Annotated in this window: 18 protein-coding genes; 10 read left to right on the forward strand and 8 right to left on the reverse strand. The window is 64.5% G+C overall.

All coding sequences use genetic code 11. The features are described 5' to 3' along the window. Genes xdhA through AX724_RS12065 form a run of 6 tightly spaced genes read left to right on the forward strand, consistent with a single transcriptional unit; the run spans position 1 to position 8055 of the window. The gene (xdhA, locus tag AX724_RS12040) at positions 1–1431 is read left to right on the forward strand and encodes a xanthine dehydrogenase small subunit (RefSeq protein ID WP_066766665.1); all 1431 of its coding nucleotides are present in this window, start codon (positions 1–3) and stop codon (positions 1429–1431) included. Then, the gene (gene xdhB / locus AX724_RS12045; protein WP_066766674.1) at positions 1424–3733 is read left to right on the forward strand and encodes a xanthine dehydrogenase molybdopterin binding subunit; all 2310 of its coding nucleotides are present in this window, start codon (positions 1424–1426) and stop codon (positions 3731–3733) included. The genes xdhA and xdhB overlap by 8 nt, the downstream gene beginning before the upstream one ends. Beyond that, positions 3730–4650 (forward strand): xanthine dehydrogenase accessory protein XdhC, encoded by a 921-nt coding sequence (xdhC, locus tag AX724_RS12050; protein ID WP_066766675.1) that lies wholly within the window; start codon positions 3730–3732, stop codon positions 4648–4650. Before xdhB ends, xdhC begins: the two co-directional genes overlap by 4 nt. After that, entirely contained in the window at positions 4647–5945 is a 1299-nt protein-coding gene (gene guaD / locus AX724_RS12055) for a guanine deaminase (protein ID WP_066766676.1), read from the forward strand. Before xdhC ends, guaD begins: the two co-directional genes overlap by 4 nt. Beyond that, positions 5942–6958, forward strand: a complete 1017-nt coding sequence (locus AX724_RS12060) for an adenosine deaminase (RefSeq protein ID WP_066766678.1) — start codon at positions 5942–5944, stop codon at positions 6956–6958. Before guaD ends, AX724_RS12060 begins: the two co-directional genes overlap by 4 nt. Then, positions 6955–8055 carry a nucleoside hydrolase gene (locus AX724_RS12065; RefSeq protein ID WP_066766680.1) on the forward strand — a complete coding sequence of 367 codons (1101 nt, stop codon included), beginning with the start codon at positions 6955–6957 and terminating at the stop codon, positions 8053–8055. The genes AX724_RS12060 and AX724_RS12065 overlap by 4 nt, the downstream gene beginning before the upstream one ends. Positions 8056–8061: 6 nt before the next feature. Here AX724_RS12065 and AX724_RS12070 read toward each other — a convergent pair whose 3' ends face one another. From AX724_RS12070 to AX724_RS12080, 3 genes are all read right to left on the reverse strand, one after another. Beyond that, positions 8062–8640, reverse strand: coding sequence for a TIGR00730 family Rossman fold protein (locus tag AX724_RS12070; RefSeq protein WP_066766682.1), 579 nt, complete (start codon positions 8638–8640; stop codon positions 8062–8064). Positions 8641–8651: 11 nt separating this feature from the next. Next, on the reverse strand, positions 8652–9182 hold the full coding sequence (locus tag AX724_RS12075; protein WP_066766685.1) for a phosphoribosyltransferase: 531 nt from the start codon (positions 9180–9182) through the stop codon (positions 8652–8654). Positions 9183–9258: 76 nt separating this feature from the next. Then, the gene (locus tag AX724_RS12080; protein WP_066766717.1) at positions 9259–10194 is read right to left on the reverse strand and encodes a LysR family transcriptional regulator; all 936 of its coding nucleotides are present in this window, start codon (positions 10192–10194) and stop codon (positions 9259–9261) included. 258 nt (positions 10195–10452) lie between these two features. Here AX724_RS12080 and AX724_RS12085 point away from each other — a divergent pair, with 258 nt between their 5' ends. The 4 genes from AX724_RS12085 (at position 10453) to AX724_RS12100 (ending at position 16935) form a co-directional block, all read left to right on the forward strand. Beyond that, complete coding sequence (locus tag AX724_RS12085; protein WP_066766688.1) at positions 10453–12942, forward strand: TonB-dependent siderophore receptor; 2490 nt, start codon at positions 10453–10455, stop codon at positions 12940–12942. A 146-nt stretch (positions 12943–13088) separates the two neighbouring features. Further along, positions 13089–14177 (forward strand): purine nucleoside permease, encoded by a 1089-nt coding sequence (locus tag AX724_RS12090; protein ID WP_066766691.1) that lies wholly within the window; start codon positions 13089–13091, stop codon positions 14175–14177. Next, complete coding sequence (locus tag AX724_RS12095) at positions 14174–15535, forward strand: 8-oxoguanine deaminase (RefSeq protein ID WP_082733507.1); 1362 nt, start codon at positions 14174–14176, stop codon at positions 15533–15535. Before AX724_RS12090 ends, AX724_RS12095 begins: the two co-directional genes overlap by 4 nt. Beyond that, complete coding sequence (locus tag AX724_RS12100; RefSeq protein WP_066766694.1) at positions 15535–16935, forward strand: uracil-xanthine permease family protein; 1401 nt, start codon at positions 15535–15537, stop codon at positions 16933–16935. Before AX724_RS12095 ends, AX724_RS12100 begins: the two co-directional genes overlap by 1 nt. Positions 16936–16958: 23 nt before the next feature. Here AX724_RS12100 and AX724_RS12105 read toward each other — a convergent pair whose 3' ends face one another. The 5 genes from AX724_RS12105 to AX724_RS12125 all read right to left on the reverse strand — a co-directional run. Continuing rightward, positions 16959–17615, reverse strand: coding sequence for a cytochrome b/b6 domain-containing protein (locus AX724_RS12105; RefSeq protein WP_197421565.1), 657 nt, complete (start codon positions 17613–17615; stop codon positions 16959–16961). Between the two features lie 10 nt (positions 17616–17625). Continuing rightward, positions 17626–18075: a c-type cytochrome gene (locus tag AX724_RS12110; RefSeq protein ID WP_066766697.1), complete on the reverse strand. Its 450-nt coding sequence runs from the start codon at positions 18073–18075 to the stop codon at positions 17626–17628. A 26-nt stretch (positions 18076–18101) separates the two neighbouring features. After that, positions 18102–19433: an ankyrin repeat domain-containing protein gene (locus AX724_RS12115; protein ID WP_066766699.1), complete on the reverse strand. Its 1332-nt coding sequence runs from the start codon at positions 19431–19433 to the stop codon at positions 18102–18104. Continuing rightward, a complete protein-coding gene (locus AX724_RS12120) occupies positions 19426–20766 on the reverse strand; it encodes a DUF1552 domain-containing protein (protein WP_082733508.1) in 1341 nt (446 codons plus the stop codon). Before AX724_RS12120 ends, AX724_RS12115 begins: the two co-directional genes overlap by 8 nt. Next, a partial coding sequence (locus tag AX724_RS12125) for a DUF1585 domain-containing protein (RefSeq protein WP_156448071.1) occupies positions 20763–21220 on the reverse strand: 458 nt, incomplete at its 5' end. The genes AX724_RS12120 and AX724_RS12125, both read right to left, overlap by 4 nt.

Here is a 21220-nt window from a genome sequence, read left to right on the forward strand (position 1 = left end):
ATGGACGTGCGCTTCCTGCTCGATGGCGAGGTCGTGGAAATCGCCAATGTCGATCCCACCTCCACGTTGCTCGACCATCTTCGGTATCGCATGGGCCGCACGGGCACGAAAGAGGGATGCGCGGAAGGGGACTGCGGCGCCTGCACCGTGCTGGTCGGCGAACTGGAGGGGGAAGGGGTGCGATGGCGCTCGGTCAACGCCTGCATCACTTTCCTGCCCATGCTGGATTGTCGGGCGCTGATGACTGTCGAGAGCCTGGCGGGCGCCGAGGGCGCGCTTACGCCGCTGCAACGCTGCATGGCGGCCAATGGCAGTTCGCAATGCGGTTTCTGCACGCCGGGTTTCGTCATGTCGCTCCATGGCCGCTGCATCGGCGCGGTGGGCCATGATCTGCCGATCGCAGATGTGATCGCGGGCAATCTCTGCCGCTGCACCGGCTATGGGCCGATCCTGGCGGCGGCGGAGGCAACCGGCTCGCTGACGCAAGACGATACCTCGGTGGCGCTGGCCCTTAGGCAGCTGCGTTCGTGCGAGACCGTCTCGGGCAGCCATGAAGGCCGGCAATGGTTCGCGCCCCGAACCATGGAGGCCTTGCTCGCGCTACTTTCGGAGCATCCCGAAGCACGCATGGTGGCCGGCGCGACCGATGTCGGGTTGTGGGTGACGAAGGGACTACGGACCCTCGACACGCTCATCTTTCTGGGCGACGTCGCCGAACTGCGGGAAATCGAGGAAGACGCCAGGGGTCTGCGGCTGGGAGCGGGCGTACGCTATGCCGACGCGCATGCGGCCTTCGCCCGGCTACACCCGGATCTTGGCGAACTGGTGCGCCGGATTGGCGGACTTCAGGTACGCAATGCCGGCACGATCGGCGGCAATATCGCCAATGGGTCCCCGATTGGCGACGGCCCGCCGGCGCTTATAGCCATGGGCGCGGAACTGACATTGCGCAGCCTTGAGGGGCGCCGGACGATGCCGCTGGAGGACTATTTCCTCGGTTATGGCAAGCAGGATCGCCGCCCGGGCGAATGCGTCGAAAGCATCTGGATACCCCGCCCCACAGAGAAGGCGGTGGTGCATATATCCAAGCTTTCTCGTCGGTTCGACAGCGATATTTCAGCGATCTGCGGCGCATTCAACCTCTCGGTCGAGGCCGGAACGATAACGCGCGCGCGCGTCGCCTTTGGCGGGATGGCCGGCACGCCGCACCGGGCGAGCGCGTGCGAAGCCGCGCTGACGGGCCAGCCCTTCATCCGCGCGACCCTGGAAAAGGCGGCCGACGCGCTGCGCGCCGACTACACCCCCCTCACCGACGTTCGGGGATCCTCCGAATATAGGCTGGAGGCTGCCGCCAACCTGCTGCTGCGCCTGTGGCATGGCGCGCAGGGCGACACCGTTTCGGTGCTGGACAGACTGGCTGCCCATGGCTGAGCGCGATCCAGACTGGCCGGTGCTGACCAAGCCCTCGCATCCGCATGACAGCGCACGGCTCCATGTCAGCGGCACGGCGCGCTACGCTGACGACATGGCGGAACCGGCCGACATGCTCCACCTCGCCTTCGGGCAAAGCAGCCAGGCCCATGCGCGCATCATCGCCATGGACCTCGACGCCGTACGCGCGGCGCCCGGCGTGGTCGCCGTGTTCACCGCTGCCGATATCCCCGGCGCCAATGATGTAAGCCCCGTTGCGGGCGACGACCGGCTGCTGGCGGAGGGCGAGGTACTCCATGTGGGCCAAGCGGTCTTCCTGGTCGCCGCCGCCAGCCGACAAGCGGCGCGCAAGGCGGCGCGACTCGGCCGGGTCGACTATGAACCACTGCCCGCTTTTCTGACGATCGAGGCGGCGCAGGCGGCCGGATCGCTGATCGAACCCACGCAGCGCATGGCGCGGGGCGACGTCCACGCCGCACTGGCAGCCGCGCCGTTTAGCCTCACCGGCGGGTTCGACATTGGCGGGCAGGATCACTTCTATCTCGAGGGACAGGTCGCGGTCGCGACGCCGGGCGAGGACGGGCAGATGCACATCCTCAGCTCCACCCAGCATCCCAGCGAAGTGCAGCACCTAATCGCCCATATGCTCCACCGTAGTTCGGCCGATGTCACAGTGGAGGTGCGCCGTATGGGCGGTGCGTTCGGCGGCAAGGAGACGCAGGCCGCCCTGTTCGCCGCCGCCGCCGCGCTGGTGGCGCATCGCACCGGCCGTCCCGCCAAGTTCCGCTGCGACCGGGACGACGACATGGCGATGACCGGCAAGCGCCACGCGTTTGCCATCGGCTATGATGTCGGGTTCGACGCACAAGGGCATGTGCTGGCGCTAAAGCTGCGTTTGGCGTCGCGTTGCGGGGCAACCGTGGACCTGTCGCCCGCGATCAATGATCGCGCGATGTTCCATGCCGACAATTGCTATTATCTGCCCGCTGTCGAAATCGTGTCGGAACGGCTGAAGACCCACACCGTGTCCGACACCGCCTTTCGCGGTTTCGGCGGGCCGCAGGGCATGATCGCGATCGAGCGGATCATGGACGATATCGCGGCCCGTCTAGGGCTGGACCCGCTCGATGTACGGACCGCCAATCTCTACGGCCCCGGCCGCGATGTCACCCCCTATGACATGACCATCGCCGACAATATCGCGCCGCAAATTATTGCAAGGCTGCGCGCGGACTCGCGCTACGACGCGCGCAGCAAGGACATTGCCGCCTTCAACGCGGCAAGCCCGATCATCAAAAAGGGAATTGCGCTGACCCCGGTCAAGTTCGGGATCAGCTTCACCACCACCCATCTCAACCAGGCCGGCGCGCTGGTGCTGGTTTATGCCGACGGCAGCATCCAGATCAACCATGGCGGCACCGAAATGGGCCAGGGATTGTACATCAAGGTCGCGCAGGTTGTGGCCGACGTGTTCGCCGTGCCCATTGACCAAGTGCGGATCACCGCGACCCGAACGGACAAGGTGCCCAACACCTCCGCGACGGCGGCCTCGTCCGGCGCGGACCTTAACGGCATGGCCGCCTATCATGCCGCGATGACCATTCGCGATCGATTGGCCGACTTTGCGGCCCGAACCTTCGGCTGTCCGATAGAGACGGTGCACTTCACCCCCGACGGCGTCATCGCCGGCAAGGATAAGCTGTCCTTCGGCCAGCTCTGCCGCAAGGCCCATATCGGCCGCATCTCGCTCGCCTCCACCGGCTATTATGCGACGCCCGACATCGCCTACGACCGCGCGGCGCATAAGGGGCAGCCGTTCTACTATTTCGCCTATGGCGCGGCCGTCAGTGAGGTCGCGATCGACACGCTCACCGGCGAGCATAAGGTGCTGGCCGTGGACATCCTCCACGATGTCGGCAAATCGCTCAATCCGCTCATCGATCTGGGTCAGATCGAAGGCGGTTTCCTTCAGGGACAGGGCTGGCTGACAACGGAGGAACTGGTCTTTGACGACAAGGGCCGCCTGCTCACCCACTCGCCCGCGACCTACAAGATTCCGACCGCGTCGGATCGGCCGCTGCGGATGGCCATTTCCCTCTGGGACGGGGAGAATGTGCAGCCGACCATCAATCGGTCGAAGGCGGTCGGAGAGCCGCCCTTCATGCTGGCGATTTCGGTCTTCTCGGCCCTCACGCGCGCCATCGCCTCGGTCGCGCCGGACAAGCGCGACCTCCCCGCGCTCAGCGCGCCGGCGACGCCCGAACGCATCTTGCGCGCCGTATGCGAGCATCGTGCGCCATGATCGAGTGGCTCGGCTGGCTGGACCGTGTCGCCCGCAAGCAATCCAGCGCGTTGGTCAGCATTCTTGCCAGCGAAGGCTCCGCGCCGCGCGGCGCGGGCACCCGGATGCTGGTCACGGCCGATGCCCTGTTCGGCACGATCGGCGGCGGGCAGCTGGAGTATCGGGCGGCGGAGCAGGCGCGGGCAATCCTGGCGATGCCGCCGGGCTGCTGGCGTGTGCAGGATTATCCGTTGGGGCCGATGCTCGGCCAATGTTGCGGCGGGCGGGTGAGGCTGCTCATCGAGCATGTCGATCCGGGTGGGCTCGACTGGATCGCCGATGCGGGTGAAGAGCGCGCGCTGGTATCGACCTTCACGCCCAACCGGATTGATCGGCATTGCACCCACGCCATGCCGCCTTCTCCCCTGTCGGCGCGGGGCGATCGGCCGCGCGAAGGAACCTGCCTGATCGAGATTTTCGGACAGAGGCGACGGCCTCTCTATCTGTTCGGCGCGGGCCATGTCGGCCAGGCGATAGCGCGTCATTGCACCGGCCTGCCCTTCCGCCTGGCCTGGTTCGATACGCGGCCGGTGTTCGACACGGTCGAAGGCGTTACCATCGTTCCGGAAGCCGCGATCGAGCAATGTGTCGCCGAAGCGCCCGAGGACGCGGCGATCTTGATCCTGACCCATGATCACGCCCTGGATTATCGGCTGACCAAGGCTGCGCTCGATGGGCCGCCCGTCGCTTTTGTCGGGCTGATCGGATCGGAGACCAAACGGGCGCGCTTCCACGCCCGGCTGGAACGGGATGGGATAGGCGCCGAAGCGCGCGCCCGGCTGACCTGTCCGATTGGCATAACACATATCATTGGAAAGGAACCGGACGTCATCGCCGTCGCCACCCTTGCCCAGCTGCTTCAGATGAGGAGCCGATGACGCTCAAGGCCTATCGTGGCGAAATCCTGTCGGTCCCGCACGATCCGCGCCACCACCCCGACGCCGTCCGGCACGAACCCGACGGGCTGCTGGTGGCGGAAGACGGCATCATCGTGGCGCGGGGCGCTTATGCTGATTTGGCTGACCGCTATCCGGGCGTAGCCGTGGAAACCCTTTCCGGCCTGATCGTGCCTGGCTTCATCGACGCGCATGTCCATTATCCGCAGATGGACCGCATCGCCGCCCATGGAGAACAACTGCTCGACTGGCTCGAAAGGCATATCTTCCCGGCCGAAAAGGCCTTCGCCGATCGCGCCCATGCAAGCCAGGTGGCGGACCTGTTCCTGAACGAACTGCTCCGCAACGGCACGACCAGCGCGCTGGTCTTTCCCACGGTCCATGCCCATTCGGTCGATGCGCTGTTTGACGCGGCGCTCGCTCGCAACATGCGGATCGCATCGGGCAAGGTGCTGATGGACCTTGGCCCGGAAGGGCTGCGCGACACGGTCGAGGCCGCACGCGAGGATAGCGAGGCGCTGATCCGTCGCTGGCGCGGCCGGGGGCGTCTCTCCTACGCGGTGACGCCCCGTTTCGCGCTGACCTCCAGCGACGCGCAACTGAGGCTGGCGGGCGATCTGCTGGCCGCGCATCCCGATATATTGCTGCACACGCATCTAGCAGAAAATCTGCGCGAATGTGCGGCGGTGATCGATCGCTTTCCCGACGCCTACCATTATCTCGACGCCTATGACCGGTTCGGCATGGTAGGCGCCCGATCCGTTTTCGCCCATGGCATCCATATGTGCGACCGGTCCTGCGCGCGGATGGCAGAGGCAGGCGCGGGCATAGCCATATGCCCCAGTTCCAACCTCTTCCTGGGGTCGGGCTTCTTAGATTTCGAGCTGGCGGACAGGCATGGCATCCGGCTGGGCCTGGGCACCGATATCGGCGCGGGCACCTCCTTCTCAATGCTCTTCACCGCCGGTCTCGCCTATCAGGCGGCGCTGGCGCGCGGCACCGCGCTCGATCCGTTCCGCGGGCTGTATCTGGCGACGGCGGGAAGCGCGGCGCTTGTGCATATCGACGACCGGGTCGGCAGCCTCGTGCCCGGCCAAGAGGCCGATTTCGTGGTACTGGATAGTCGCGCGACGCCCCTGCTCGCGCGGCGGACGACCGGCGCGTCGCTGGCCGAAAGGCTGTTCGCGCTACAGATATTGGGCGACGATCGGGCGATTGGGCGCACCTACATCATGGGCGAATGCGCCTGGGACAGGAATAGCGAAGGACTGGCATGACCGATATCGACAATTTCATCGCTGGTCTGCCCAAGGCGGAATTGCACCTGCATATCGAAGGCAGCCTGGAGCCCGAGCTGATGTTCGCGCTCGCCAGGCGCAACGGTATCGCCATCCCCTATGCCTCGGTCGAGGATGTGCGCGCGGCCTACGCCTTTTCCAACCTTCAGGATTTCCTCGACATCTACTATGCCGGGGCGGATGTGCTGCGGACACGGCAGGATTTCCATGATCTGGCGGCCGCCTATTTCGACCGGGCGGCGGCCGACGGCGTGCTCCATGCCGAGATCATGTTCGACCCGCAGACTCATACCGCGCGCGGCATCGCGTTCGACACGGTGGTCGAGGGGCTTGTGTCCGCCTGCGCCGACGCGGAAGCGAAATATGGTCTTACCAGCCGACTCATCCTGTGCTTCCTGCGCCATCTGAGCGAAGCCGAAGCGTTCGAGACGCTCGCACAGGCAGAACCCTGGCTGGACCGGATAGCGGCGGTGGGGCTGGACTCGTCGGAGATCGGCCACCCGCCGGAGAAGTTCGCGCGCGTCTTCGCCGCCGCGCGGGACAAGGGGCTGAAGCTCGTCGCCCATGCCGGCGAAGAGGGGCCGCCCGCTTATGTCATGCAAGCGCTCGACATCCTTCAGGTCGACCGCATCGACCATGGCAACCGATCACTTGAGGATGCCGCGCTGACCGATCGACTGGCGCAAGAGGGCATGACGCTGACGGTCTGCCCGCTCTCCAATCTCAAGCTGTGCGTGATCGACAGACTTGAGGATCATCCGATCGATCGGATGCTGGAGCTAGGCCTCCACGCCACGATCAATTCGGACGACCCCGCCTATTTCGGCGGCTATGTCGCGGACAATTACCGCGCTGTCGCGGCGGCGCGTGGATTGACGCGCGCGCAGCTCGTCACCTTGGCGCGCAACAGCTTTGCCGGTTCTTTCCTGCCGCCCGAGGCGGTGTCGACGCATCTCCAGCGCATCGACGCCTATGTGGCAGCGAGTTCATGAGACTGCTGTCCATCATCCTTCTCGCCTTGCTGTCGGTCAACGCCGCGCAGGCGCAGGACGGACGACACAAGGTCATCATCGACGATGAAGGCTTCGCGCTGATGCACCTGATGCTGCTCCAGGCGCCCGAGGTCGATGTTTTGGGCATCACCACCGTATCGGGCAATGTCTGGGCCAACCGCGCCACCGCAATGGCATTGCGCGGCTTGGAGATTGCCGGCCGGACCGACGTGCCGGTCGTGCAAGGCGCGACCTTTCCGCTGCTCAATTCCGAAAAGCAGACCGATCGCTGGGAATCGCTCTACGGCAAGCTCACCTGGAAGGGCGCGTGGATGAAACAATGGGTCGAGACAACGGCGCAGAGCACGCCGCCCTATTTCGGCCCCACCGATCCCGTGCATCTTCCCGAAGGCGACCCGACCACCAGGCCGGCCGACGAGATCGCAGCCAATTTCCTGATCCGCATGGTCCGCCGTTATCCGGGCGAGATCACGATCATCGCCTGCGGGCCACTCACCAATCTGGCGCTGGCGCAGCGGCTGGACCCGGCCTTTGCGGGGCTGGCGAAGGAGCTGGTCTATATGGGCGGCAGCCTCAATCCCCGACAGACGCTGGACAATGTGTCGGCGGCGCAATTCGCCCGGGAGTTCGTCAATACACCGCGCCGCGAATTCAACATGCGTTTCGATCCCGAAGCCGCCAGCATCGTTTCGCGCAGCCCTTGGCGGAAGATCACTATCGTGCCGGTCGATCCGTCGACTGATACGCAGCGCACGAAGGCGCTGCTTGACCGCATGGCGAAGGCCGCGCCGCCCCAGCTTGCGGCCTATATCCGCGCGATGGAGCCCGGCTTTCCGCTATGGGACGAAATTGCCGCCGGCATATGGTTGGACCCCGGCCTGATCACCCGGCACGAAACGCTGTTCATCGACTATAATACGCAGTTCGGGGCAGGCTATGGCGACATGCTGTCCTGGCACCGCGCCTATCGGCCCGACCTTGGCGAGCAGCCCGCCGACGTGGTCGAGGCGATCGACACCAAGCTTCTGGAAACGCTGATGGTGCGGCTGATGGCCGAACGGCGCAAGGCGAACTGACGCGCGTCAGACGTCGTCCGCGCCCAGCCAATGCTCGGTCTTGGGCGGCAGATATTGGGCCATCCGGTCGAGCAGCACGTCCGGCTCATCCTCCACCAGCAGCATCGCGCGATGGCGCGGCTGCAGGAAGCCTTCCTCGACCACCTGGTCGATGAAACGTGCCATCGGCGTGTAGAAGCCGTTGACGTTGAGCAGGCCGACGGGCTTTTCATGATAGCCAAGCTGCGACCAGCACCAGGCCTCGAACATCTCTTCGAACGTTCCGATGCCGCCGGGCAGGCAAATGAACCCATCGGCGAACTTCGCCATCATTGCCTTGCGTTCATGCATGGTCTTGACGACATGAAGCTGCGTGATGCCCTGGTGGTCATGCTCGCGCGCGCGCAGTGCTTCGGGAATGACGCCGATCACCTCACCTCCCGCAGTGCACACCGCATCCGCGATAATCCCCATCAACCCGACGGTGCCCCCGCCATAGACAAGGCCGATCCCACGTTCGGCGAGCAATGCCCCTACCCGCTCGGCGGCTTGAGCATAGACAGGCGAACGGCCGGGCGAAGAACCGAGATAGACACAGATACGCAATGGTTTCTCCCTCAGGCGAGACGCTCGGGGACGGACAGCGCTTCCTCGATGATCGTGGTGCGCATCCCGACCGCTTCCCAAGGGAAGACGAACCAGCGTTTGTCTTCCTCCCGGTCGATCATTTGCGCCCAGTAATCGACACTCGCGCGGGACCGGCTGTTGTTGATAAGGACGGCGAACCGCAGGTTCGCGCCCTCGCAATCATTGTCCGCCAGCAGCCGGCGGACATAGGCGATGGTGCCGCCGCTGTCGTTGATATCGTCGATGAAGAGCAGCTTCACGCCCGCCGCGCTCTTGGCGGCGACTTTCGCCAGCAGTTCGTCGGCAAAGCCCGGCACCTTGGAACTATGGTCGATAGACAGCATCGGCAGGTCGGCGTGGTGGGAGATATAGACCGCCGGGACGAGGCCGCCGCGACCGATGCCGATCACGAAGTCCGGCTTCCAGTCGCTCTCGCCTATCTGTCTCGCGACGCTTCTGACATCGGCCAGAAATGCTTCGTCGGTGATGTAGTGAAGTTCAGGGGCGGCCTCTATGCTCATGACGCGAATCCGTTAGCTCTGGAAATTCGCCGCTATCGGGTCGGCAGGCTTTGGGCAATCGGAACGCGACAAAAGTTTACAGATCGCCTGGCCCTTCGATCGACAAGGGATAGCTGAGCTGGCCAAAGCCGTTCTCGATTTCCTGCAGCATCATCGTGGCGGCGTAGGACGGCGTGCGGGCCGAAGCCGTGCACAGGCCAAGGGTCATCGGCCGCAATATCGGGTCGGAGATTCGCGTGAAGGTCAACAGACCCCTGCGGACTTCGGTAATGACGTCCAGCGACGTCAGAATGCCGATGCCGACGCCTTGCGACACGAGCGAGGTGATCATCTGGATATTGTCGGAGGACACGGCTTTATCCATGATCACGCCGGTCGTGCCTTCCAGCACCGAAACCTGCTCATATACGGCGAGTGGCCGTGCCGGCACGATCAGTTTTGACCCGCTGCAGGCGGAAAAGCGCGCTTCCCGCTTGGCGCCGAAGGGATGGCCGCAGGGCGTCACAAAACCCAGCACGACGTCAACGAAGGCGCGCACCGCCAGGTCGCGAAAACTTTGCGGATCGAAGAAAATGCCGAAATCCACCTCACCCCGAGCCGTTGCCTGCCGGGCCAGATCATTTTCCATCACTCTGACGCCAACGCTGATGCCGGGATATTTGCCCTGAACCGACCGGATAACCGAGGGGATATAGCCCTTTGCCAAAGCGTCGATGACTGCGATCTCGACATGACCGCGCTTCAAGCCGCGTAGATCCTCTATCTGCGCGCGGACGTCGGCCATATTCTTCTGCCACTTGCTGCCCGCGGCCATCATGATCTCGCCCGCTGCGGTCAGGCGAAGGCCGGTCGGCAGGCGCTCGAAAAGCGGCATTCCAAGATTGGCTTCGACGTTCAATATCTGCCGGTCGATCGCCGAGGCAGAGACATTTAACTCGTCCGCCGCACGCCGGATCGAGCCCAGCCGCCCGACCGCGAGAAAATAGCGAAGGAAGCGGGAAAGAGCGGGCACACCCAACCTATTTTTTGCAACGCAGCGTCGAGTTCATGGCATTTGCTCGCATCCCGTCAAGCCCCTAATTCGTCTCGTGGCATCTTCTGCATCATGCGAAACGGCATCGGGGTCGTCGCTGGCGCAGAGCAGTCACCACAACAGTCCGCAGCATCCAACCATGCGCGGCATTTTGAAAAGAGGAGAGGAGATCAGGGACAAGGGCCGGAGCGCATCGCCACGAGGCAGCGCTCGCCGGCTAAAGGGGGGTATATAATAATGATCAACACGCATTCGCCGGCCGTCAAACTCAATGTCGCGTCGCAAAAATCCCTACGGAGGGCGCCCTTCTGCTTCGCAGCAGCCGGCCTTCTCGCCTGCACGGCGCTAACGGCGCCGGCCTTCGCGCAGAGCCCTGCAGCCGAAGACGAGCCAACAGACGAGATCGTCGTCACCGGCGCGCTTGACGCCTTGCCGATCAAGAATGTCGGCTCCATCTTCGGCTTCGACAAGACGATCGTGGAAACGCCACGATCCGCCTCTACCATTTCGAAGGAACAGATCGAGCGTTTCGGCATCACCGACATCTATGATCTGGTCGCGCAGGCGCCCGGCACCTTCACCAACAGCTTCTTCGGCGTCGGCGGCGCGCTCGACATTCGCGGAACGCCCGGCGAAGTCTATTTCCGGGGCATGCGCCGGCTCGACAATCCGGGCAACTATCCCACCCCGATCGCGGCGTCCGACCGCATCGACATCGTGCGCGGCCCCGCCTCGCCCATCTATGGTCCATCCAAGACCGGCGGCTATATGAACTTCGTCCCCAAGTCCGCGCGCGTCGCCGACGGCAAGCTGCGCGACAAGGCTTCGGGCGAACTCAGCTACACCCGCGGCAGCTGGGACATGAATATCGCTAAGGGCGAGATTTCCGGTCCGCTCAAGATCGGCGAGCAGGAATTCGGCTACAGCCTGTTCGGCCAATATGAGGACGACGGCAGCTATTATCGCAACATGAGCACCAAGCAATATATATTGCAGGCCTCGTTCGATACCGATCTGTCCGACCATGTCCGGATTGAATGGGGCGGCCAGTATCAGAATTACAAGGGCCAGCAGAATGGCGGCTGGAACCGCCTGACCCAGGATCTGGTCGACAATGGCACCTATCTGACCGGTCAGGCAAAGCCGGTGGACACCAATGGCGATGGCCAGATGTCGCAGGGCGAGATCAACGCGGTCGTACCCGGCGGCTTCTCGATCTTCGGCAATTTCGCCTGCCCGAACAGCACATTCAGTCCGTTCGCGACCGGGTTTACCGACGCGTGCTTCGGGCCCGGCGCCTTCGATGCGCTCAACCTCGTCAACACCGGCACGGCCAAGCTCAGCCGCCGCGACACGCTGACGGGCAAGGACGACAAGCTCAACAACCGGGGCACCGCGCTCTATTTCGACGCGATCTACACGTCAGACAGCGGTTTCGAACTCAAGAACCAGTGGTTCTACGACAGCTACGAGAACCTAAACGAAAACGCCTATGGCTTCTCGCAATTCCATGACAGCTGGGTGATCGAGGACAAGATCGTCGCGTCCAAGACATTCGAGAACAAGGCGGGCAAATTCGCGTTTCAGCTCTCGCCTTCGGTGCGCTACACCAAATTCGCCCATGGCGACGACTTCAACTATGAATATTTCCACCGCGTCGATCTGACCGTCGGCTACAACGCGCTATCGGATCGACTGCTATCGACCGAATGCGATTGCAATTACACCAGCAACGTCGTTGGCCATTATTCGGACCTCGCCTTTGCGGGTCTGGCCGATCTCGATTTCGCCTTCGGCCTCGATTTGACACTCGGCGCTCGCTACGATCATTTCGACGTCAAGGCCACCAACCTGACGTCGAAGATGGAAGCCGCCGCCATCCCCGCGATCAACAATGGCAGCGGCAGCAAGGGCGCGTGGTCCTATTCGGGCAGCGCCTCCTACAAGATGCCATTCGGCCTCATCCCCTATGCGACGATCGCCAAACAGTCGGTCGTGATCGCCGGCCAGGGCGCGGAAATCTATCCCGACCTCGCTGCTACCAACACGTTCATTTCAGCATCGAAGCTGTACGAGGCGGGCGTCAAGGGCAGCTGGCTGGACAACAAGCTCTATGCCGCAGTCTCGGTCTACAAGCAGAAGCGCAACGATTTCAACGTCCAGTCCATCACAGTAAACCAGGCGGTCGAAACCAAAGGACTGGAAGCGGAATTCCGCTGGTCGGTGGACCGGCACCTGCTTATCACCGGTGCCTACACCCACACCAACGTCTATAACCTGACCGCGCTCGAGAGCGGCACGCTGTTCAGCTTCTTCGGCATCGAGGATCTGGTGAACGTCACCAATCCCTATCTGTACCTGGGCGGTCAGCCGATCGGCCTGGTGCCCATCAACAGCAAGAGCGATTCCAAGCGCGCGGGCATCCCCGAAAATATGTTCTCCGCGACCGCGACCTACGCGTTCGATTTCGGCCTTGCCCTGTCCGCCAGCGCGGTCCATGTCGACTCGGTCTATTCGGGCCAGAGCCAGGCGGTGAAGCTCCCGGCCTATACGACCGTCGATCTCGGCGCGTCGTTCGAGACCGGACCGTTTCTCTTCCGCCTGGTCGTCAAGAATGCGACCAACGAGAAATATTTCCGCGCCAACTTCACCGAATTGTTCGGCAGCACGATCGTACTTCCGGAACGTCCGCGGAGCTTCCAGGCGTCGGCGGTCTATAAATTCTGATGAACAAGGGGGCACCGGGCTGGCTCGGGGCCCCTTCATCGTGCTCCTGCGGATGCGGGCGTTCCGGCGCGGCGTGCATAACGCCGCTCCGGGGCTCCGGCCCCCGCAGGGGCACGAACCAGTCCTGCGCTCGAAAGAATGATCCGATGCCCCTGATCCCGCGCCTTTTCCTGCTCGCCGCGGCAGCCTTGCTGCCCGCAATGGCGGCTTATGCGCAGCCCCGGCCATCGGATTGCGCGCCCGGCGCGCCCTGCTCCAAGCCGCTTTCAGTCCGCGTCGTCATCGTCACCATGTTCGAGATCGGGGCGGACACGGGCGACGCACCCGGCGAATTTCAATTGTGGAAGGAACGGCGCAAGCTCGATACCCGCATTCCCTTCCCGCAGGGCTATCACGACCTCTACTATAATCCGGACAGCCGCATCCTGGCGATGGTGACGGGCGTGGGCACGGCGCGCTCGGGCACCGGCGTCATGGCGCTGGGCCTCGACCCGCGGTTTGACCTGTCCAAAGCCTATTGGCTGGTGGCGGGTATCGCCGGCATCGACCCACAGGACGCCTCGATCGGATCGGCCGCTTGGGCGCGCTACAGCGTCGATGGCGATCTGGCGCATGAGATCGACGCGCGCGAAATTCCCACCGGCTGGAAATCGGGCTTCTTCCCACTCGACAAGCAGGGACCCGATGACAAAAGTCCCCCCATCACCGAAGGCCGGGTCTTTGCGCTCAGCCCCAGGCTAACCGATTGGGCCTATGCGCTCACCAGGGACATAAAGCTGCCCGACGATCCGGGCATCGCCAAGGAACGCGCCCGCTACACCGGCTATCCCAATGCGCAAAAGCCGCCCTTCGTGCTCATGGGCGATCAACTGTCCGCCATGACCTTCTGGCATGGCAAGCTGCTCACCGACTGGGCGAATGATTGGGTGCGCTATTCGACGAGCGGCAAAGGCGAATTCGTGACCTCCGCCATGGAAGAGACGGGCACGCTGCAGGCGATCACCTATCTCGACAGGATCGACAAGGTGGACAAGGGCCGCGTCATGGTGCTGCGATCGGGCAGCAATTTCTCCATGCCTCCGCCCGACGTGTCCGCCGCCGACTATCTGCTGCGCGAGAATGAAGGCTATGCGGGCATGAAAGCCTCTCTGGAGAGCCTTTATATCGTGGGCTCCAAGGTGGTCGACGAGCTGATCGGCCATTGGGACCGCTATGAAAAGGCGCCGCCCGAGTGACCCTGACGGTCATCCGCAACGCCGACATCCTCGTCACCATGGATGATCGGCGGCGCGAGATTGCAAGCGGGGCGCTGGCCTTCCGAGACGGGGTCATCGAAATGGTCGGGGCGACGGCAGAGCTGGCCGCGCTGGAGCGGGACGCCGATGCGGTGATCGACGCCACCGGCTGCGTCCTGACCCCCGGTCTCGTCAACACGCATCACCATCTCTACCAGTCGCTGACGCGCGCTCTGCCTGGGGCAATCAACGCATCGCTGTTCGACTGGCTAAAGCACCTCTATCCCATCTGGGCGCGCTACACGCCCGAGGATGTGTTCGCGGCCACCCAGCTTGGCCTCGCGGAACTGGCGCTGTCGGGCTGCACGCTCAGCAGCGACCATCTTTATCTGTTCCCCAACGGCGTGACACTGGACGATACAATCGCCGCCGCGCAAGGCATCGGCATCCGCTTCCACCCGACGCGCGGCGCGATGAGCGTGGGCGAAAGTGCCGGCGGCCTGCCACCCGACAGCCTGGTCGAGCGGGAGGACGCGATCCTCAACGACTGCATCCGGGTGATCGACCGCTTCCATGATGCCAAGGACGGCGCGATGGTCCGGGTCGGCGTTGCCCCCTGCTCGCCTTTCTCCGTCAGCCGCGAGCTGATGCGCGACGCGGCGGTGCTGGCGCGCGACAAGGGCGTGATGCTGCACACCCATCTGGCCGAAGATGTCGACGACGTCGCCTTCAGCCTGGAGCGTTTCGGATGCCGGCCGGGCCAATATGCGGAGGAGCTGGGCTGGACCGGCTCCGATGTCTGGCACGCTCACTGCGTGCAGCTCGACGCGCAGGAGATAGAGCTGTTCGCCCGCAGCCGGACCGGCGTCGCTCATTGCCCCTGCTCCAACTGCCGGCTCGGATCGGGCATCGCGCCGCTGCGCGCAATGGTCGCACTAGGGGTGCCGGTCGGTATCGGCGTCGACGGCTCCGCGTCGAGCGACAGCGGACACCTGCTGCTGGAAGCGCGGCAGGCGATGCTGCTCCAGCGCGCGGTTGGGGGACCGTCCGTCTTCGATCCGCGCGACGCGCTGTTCCTGGCGACGCGCGGGGGCGCGCAGATATTGGGCCGGCCCGATTGCGGATCGCTCGAGCCGGGCAAGCGCGCCGACATTGTGCTTTGGGACATGGCGAACATCCCGTCCGCGGGGGCATGGGACAAGGTCGCGGCGCTGCTGCTTGCGCCGCCATCGGGTGCACGCGACGTCTTTGTCGAAGGGCGGGCGGTGGTGCGCGACGGCGATCTGGTGCAGGCCAGCCGCAGCGACATAATGCGCGCCGCCGACCGTTCGCTCGCCCGCCTGATGGAAGCCGCCTGATGCACGCCCTGCCGCCTTCCGAGCTGAACACATCGCTCCGCGCCGGGGTGATGACGGCCGACCAGGCGCGCGATCCCGATCATTTCCCCGCCCTTGCCGTCGCTCTGCCATTGGGCATCCAGCATGTGCTGGCGATGTTCGTCAGCAACCTGACGCCGGCCATCATCGTCGCCGGCGCGGCGGGCTTCGGCTTCGGATCGCCCGATTCCAGCGCGCTCATCTACATGATCCAGATGGCAATGCTGTTCGCCGGGGTCGCCACGCTGATCCAGACGATCGGCTTCGGACCGGCGGGTGCTCGGCTGCCGCTAGTGCAAGGGACCAGCTTCGCCTTCCTGCCGGTGATGATCCCGATCGTCGCTGGTCAGGGCGTCGCCGCCATGGCGCAGCTGACGACGGCGGCGATCTGCGGCGGGTTGTTCCATATGGGGGTGAGCGTCTTCATCGGGCGCATCCGCTTCGCCCTGCCGCCGATGGTCACGGGCCTCGTCGTGCTGATGATCGGCTTGTCCCTGATGCGCGTGGGGGTGCAATATGCTGCGGGCGGGGTGCCTGCTCAGGGGACGCCTGCTTACGGGGCCGGCATCAGCTGGATGCTGGCGGGGATCGTGGTGTTCACGACGCTGGGCCTGAGCTTCTTCGGTAGGGGCATCTGGTCGACCGCATCGGTGCTGCTCGGGTTGGCAGCCGGCTATGCGGTGGCGGCGTTGCTGGGGCGGGTGTCGCTCACGCCGGTTGCTTCTGCACCTTGGTTCATGCTGCCCTCGCCCTTCCATTTCGGCTTCGCCTTGTCCACGTCGGCGATATTGGGCTTCGTGCTGATGGGCTTCATCTCCGCCATTGAGTCCATCGGCGCGGTGTCGGCGATCTGCGAAAATGGCGCGGGGCGGCCGGCGACAGATAGGGAACTGATCGGTGCGACCTGTGCCGACGGCATGGGTACCGCGATCGCCGGCATGTTCGGCGCCATGCCCAATACCAGCTTCAGCCAGAATGTCGGCCTGATCGCCATTACCGGCATCATGAGCCGCCATGTCGTGACGATCGGCGCGCTGTTCCTGATCGCCTGCGGCCTCGCGCCCAAGGTCGGCGCACTGGTCACCACCATCCCGATCGAGGTGCTGGGCGGCGGGGTGATCGTGATGTTCGGCATGGTCGCATCTGCTGCCCTGTCGATCCTGTCGGGCGTTGCCTGGACCCAGCGCAACATGCTGATCTTCGGCGTGGCGCTGTCGGTCGGCATCGGGCTTGAACTGGAGCCGGACGCGGTATCGCACTTGCCCGATACGTTGCGGATCGTGCTGACCTCAGGGGTGCTGCCGGCAGCGCTGATCGCCGTCATCCTCAACCTGCTGGTGCCGGATCGTGCGGCGCAGCCTCTGGCAGTGCCCGCAGAATAGTCCAGATCGTCAGCGCATCTCGATCAGAAATGCAGGCCGTTCGCAATGAAATAGGTGACGACGCCCGCGATCACCAAGCCGATCAACACTCTCCAGACGGATCCACCCAGAGGCACGACGGTCGTTCCGTCCGCTATCTTCGTGCCGCCGGTAATCATCGGGCCTACAAGGTTCCTGCGTCGCACCAGCAGGTAAAAAAGGATCGCCAAGACGTGCAGCGCGATCAGGGCGAGCAGCAGGTTGAAGATCAGGCTGTGCATATCCGAAGCCCAGCGGCCTGCGTCGAAGCTCACATAATCGGCAAGTGGCCCGGATTCGAGACCATCGACATCGACTGCGAACAGCCCGGCCGTCACCATCGCGATCAATATCGCCAGCATGGCGATGACGCTCCAGCCGCCCAAAGGATTATGCCCGATATCGGGCTCTCCCGCTCCGCGCAGATAGGCTAAGGCCGCGTCAGGGCCGCGGACAAACTGCGCAAAGCGGGCCGTTCTTCCGCCGACAAGGCCCCAATAGAGACGGAAGACGATCAGGAAGCCTATCGCGTAGCCCGACCAGCGATGCCATTCCATCTCGTGATTCTCGCCGCTCCACCAGGAAAAGCCGATCAGCGCGACGAGCAGCCAGTGGAACAGGCGGAGCGGCAGGTCCCACACAGGCTGACGGGCGGCTTTCATCGCGCGCGCCCTAGTTGTCCGCACGGAACTGCTTGTGGCAGCCGGCACATGTGCCGCCGACGACCTTGAACTGCGCCCCGATGGCATCGACATTGCCGCCGTTGACGGCCGTCACCAGCTTGGCCGACTCCGCGACCAGCTTTGCCATCTGCGCGTCGAACGTCGCCCTCTGCGTCCAGATCGCCGGCAAGGCATCCGTGCCCGCGCCGCTACCGGCGGGGAAGAGAGCACCCTGCTGCTTGGCGGTGGTGGCGACCGTCTGGGCCGCCGCCAGCATCGCCGGTTTGGCGGGGGAGCCGCCGGCGATCTGCTCCTTTATCACTTTCATTGCCGCGCCCATCTTCTTGAAGCTCGCCTGCCGCGTTGCCTTTGGGTCGGCGGGCGCAGCCACAAGCGCGCCGGTCAAGGTCAGCACCGCCAGCGGAAACGCCATGCGGCGAGTGATTCCATATATGCTCATGCCTGTCTGCCCATATGATTGCCTGACTATTTTTGTGCGGTTGCAACGGCCGTCGCGGGCGGCTGCGGAAACACCTTGAGGAAGACGCTCTTGACCTCGTTCAGCCCATTTTCGGCCATCTGCGCCGCCGTCGCGCCGCGCTTCGTCGCGATGTCGGTTCGCGCGCCATGCGCCGCCAGCAGGCGCAGCATCGGTTCAAGCGCTGGCTGCGGTCCACCATATAGCAGGACATGCAGCGGAGTCGCGCCGGCTGCGTTTGCGAAATTGGCGTCGGGCGAGAGGCTCAACGCATAATCGAGCGCCTCGACATTGCCGCCGCCGGCCGCCGCCAGCAGGACGTTGGTCCCGTCCTCCGCGACGAAATCCGCCTTGGCGCCGGCATCGACAAGGCGTCGCATGACGTCGGCATGGCCGCCGGCCGCCGCCATCAACAGGGGTGGCGTTGGCGGGACCGGCGGGGGCGGCACCCCGAAATTCGCTTCGGTCACCCATTTGATGGTGGTCGGGCCGGTGAGGCCGTTCACGTCCGCGCCCTTCGCCAGCATCGCGGCCACCAGGGCGGCGTCGCCTCCCGCTGCCGCCACATGCAGGGGTTGCCGCCCTTCCCGGTCCCGTTCGGCAAGGTCGCCGCCCCGCGCCACGAACAGCAAAGCGGCCGCATAATGATGCTGGTAAAGCGCGAGTTGCAGAGCACTGGTCTGCTCAGGCCCCCGATAGTCGACCTTCGCCCCCGCCGCTATCAACACCTCGCAGGCGGAGACAGAACCGTTGCGGATCGCGAAGAATAGTGGCGTGAAGCCGCCTTTCGACACGCGGTTTACGTCCGCGCCAGCCCGGATCAACGGCGTGATCGCCTCGACCCGGCCGGAGGACGCGGCCCACATCACGGGCGTTTGCCCCATAGCGTCGGGCTTGTCCGCCGGGGCGCCCGCCGCGAGCATCCGAGCGACCGCCTCTGCCGGACCAAAGCGCGCGCAGATGGCGAGCGGGGTCACCCCGTCGGGCCGCGCCGTGCGGACATCGGCATGGGCGTCCAGCAATTGCGTCACAATTCCCGCGTCGCCCAGTTCGCAGGCCAGCGCGAGCGGCGTCTGTCCATCCGTCTCGGCGATGTCGGGCTTCGCGCCTTTTGCGAGCAGCGCCTTCACCAGATCGGGATTCTGCCGGCTCACCGCCCAGGCAAGCAGCGTCGCGCCGAAGCCCAGGCGCTGGTCGGGATCGGCCCCGGCCGCGAGCGCAGCCTGCACAGCGGCCACGTCGTTCGCCTTAATGGCGTCGACAAGCGAGGATTGGCAGTGCGCCATGCCCGCCCAAAAGAATAACGTCATCCCCGCGAAGGTCTTTGCAAGTTCAGCCATCGGCCAGCCCTCCGAACGGCTTGTCGCTGTCACCGATCGCTCTGGCCGGCACGTCAAGCAAGTGGAGGCCCGCGAGCAGAAGGTTGGACATCGTCGTGCCCTTCTCCGCCGCGATATGCCGCCCGCCCCTGATCAAGCCGCCGGCCACGATCACCGGCAAGTCCATATGGTCATGGTCGTTGGGATCACCGAAGGCCGACCCGCGCAATACCAGCGTGCGGTCGAGCAGGCTGCCTTCGCCATCCTTTACCGCCTGCATCCGATCCAGATAATAAGCGAAATAGCCCATATGGTGCCGGTTGATCTTGGCGAGCTTCTCCATCTTGTCAGGGTTGTTGCCATGATGGCTCAGCATGTGGTGACTGTCTGGCACGCCGATCTCGGGATAGGTGCGGTTGGAAAGCTCGCGCCCGATCATGAAGCTGCCGATACGGGTGATGTCCGCCTGCATCGCCAGCACCTGAAGGTCTATCATCAACCGTACATGCGCGTCGAAACTGTCCGGGATGCCGGCGGGCTGAACCATGTCGCCCGCACCCGCCGAGACCGGCGAGGCCATGGCCCGCTGGATACGCTTTTCGATGTCCCGGGTAGCGGTCAGATATTCGTCCAGCTTGGCGCGGTCGGCCATGCCGAGATCGCGCGACAACCGGGCCGTATCCTCCATCACGAAATCGAGGATGCTGGTCTGGCGGCGGAGCTGCACAATCCGCCCTTTTTCGTCCAGTGTCTCGCCGTCGCCGAACAGCCGCTCGAACACGTCGCGCGGGTTGGCGGTGACGGGAAGCGGGACGGTGGGGCTGCGCCAGCTGATGCCGTTGGTATAGGCACAGCTATAGCCGATGTCGCAGCTGCCCAGCAGGCTGGCCTGGTCGATGCCCAGCTCCAGCGAACTGATCTGCGTCGCGTCGCCCAGATGATCGGCGAACATCTGATCCATCGACACGCCGCAGCGTATGTCCGTGCCTTCGGTCTGCTTCACATGTACGCCGGTGATGAAGGCAGGGCAGGACCGGCCATGGCCGGCCGGGCGGTCGCCCATAGCGGCGGCCTGCGGATGGCCAAAGCCGGTGACGACGGCGATCCGCTCGCGGTGCGCGGCGAGCGGCTCCAGCGTCGATGGCAGGGTGAAGCCGGCGCCTGTCTCCTTCGGCACGAAATCCTTCATCATCATGCCGTTGGGCGAATAGAAGATCTGAAGGCGCTTCGGCCTCGCCGCAATGTCGGCCGCCTTCGCGCTCGGCATCATCGCTTCCAGGAAGGGCAGCGCCATCGTCGCGCCGAGACCACGCAGCATCGTCCGCCGATCGAGGGGATTGCGGATCAGCCTCATGATTGCGGGGTCTTTCGCAGGAGGAAGGCGTCGCTCTTCACAATGCCCCGGACGATCGTCTGGATGCGGTAGCCGTCCGCCGCCGCCGCGCGTGAAATGCCGCGCACCATCGGCATGTCGCGGCCGGTGAGGCCCCGCGCCAGCGCATAGGTCAGCAGCCTTTCGGTGAAGGCGGCAGTGAACTGGTCCTTGCGCGCCATCAGCACGTCCCGCAGCCCACCTATGCCGGCAAATTTGGTACCATCGGGCAGCACGGCGGAGGCGTCGATCGCCTGTCCTGCGTCCATCCTGCGATAGCCGCCGATCGCGTCGAAATTCTCGAGCGCGAAACCGAGCGGGTCCATCTTCACATGACAGCCGGTGCAGGCCGGGTCGGCGCGATGCATCTCCAGCTGTTCGCGCGCCGACAGCAGCCGGCCGTCGCGCGTTTCCTTGAGCGCGGGCACATCAGGCG

Source organism: Sphingobium sp. CCH11-B1, from assembly GCF_001556865.1.
Taxonomy (GTDB): Bacteria; Pseudomonadota; Alphaproteobacteria; order Sphingomonadales; family Sphingomonadaceae; genus Sphingobium.

Coding starts and splice junctions, on each gene's coding strand:
- xdhA (WP_066766665.1), top strand. CDS start 1: ATGGACGTGCGCTTCCTGCTCGATGGCGAGGTCGTGGAAATCGCCAAT.
- xdhB (WP_066766674.1), top strand. CDS start 1,424: ATGGCTGAGCGCGATCCAGACTGGCCGGTGCTGACCAAGCCCTCGCAT.
- xdhC (WP_066766675.1), top strand. CDS start 3,730: ATGATCGAGTGGCTCGGCTGGCTGGACCGTGTCGCCCGCAAGCAATCC.
- guaD (WP_066766676.1), top strand. CDS start 4,647: ATGACGCTCAAGGCCTATCGTGGCGAAATCCTGTCGGTCCCGCACGAT.
- AX724_RS12060 (WP_066766678.1), top strand. CDS start 5,942: ATGACCGATATCGACAATTTCATCGCTGGTCTGCCCAAGGCGGAATTG.
- AX724_RS12065 (WP_066766680.1), top strand. CDS start 6,955: ATGAGACTGCTGTCCATCATCCTTCTCGCCTTGCTGTCGGTCAACGCC.
- AX724_RS12075 (WP_066766685.1), bottom strand. CDS start 9,182: ATGAGCATAGAGGCCGCCCCTGAACTTCACTACATCACCGACGAAGCA.
- AX724_RS12085 (WP_066766688.1), top strand. CDS start 10,453: ATGATCAACACGCATTCGCCGGCCGTCAAACTCAATGTCGCGTCGCAA.
- AX724_RS12090 (WP_066766691.1), top strand. CDS start 13,089: ATGCCCCTGATCCCGCGCCTTTTCCTGCTCGCCGCGGCAGCCTTGCTG.
- AX724_RS12100 (WP_066766694.1), top strand. CDS start 15,535: ATGCACGCCCTGCCGCCTTCCGAGCTGAACACATCGCTCCGCGCCGGG.
- AX724_RS12105 (WP_197421565.1), bottom strand. CDS start 17,615: ATGAAAGCCGCCCGTCAGCCTGTGTGGGACCTGCCGCTCCGCCTGTTC.
- AX724_RS12110 (WP_066766697.1), bottom strand. CDS start 18,075: ATGAGCATATATGGAATCACTCGCCGCATGGCGTTTCCGCTGGCGGTG.
- AX724_RS12115 (WP_066766699.1), bottom strand. CDS start 19,433: ATGGCTGAACTTGCAAAGACCTTCGCGGGGATGACGTTATTCTTTTGG.
- AX724_RS12120 (WP_082733508.1), bottom strand. CDS start 20,766: ATGAGGCTGATCCGCAATCCCCTCGATCGGCGGACGATGCTGCGTGGT.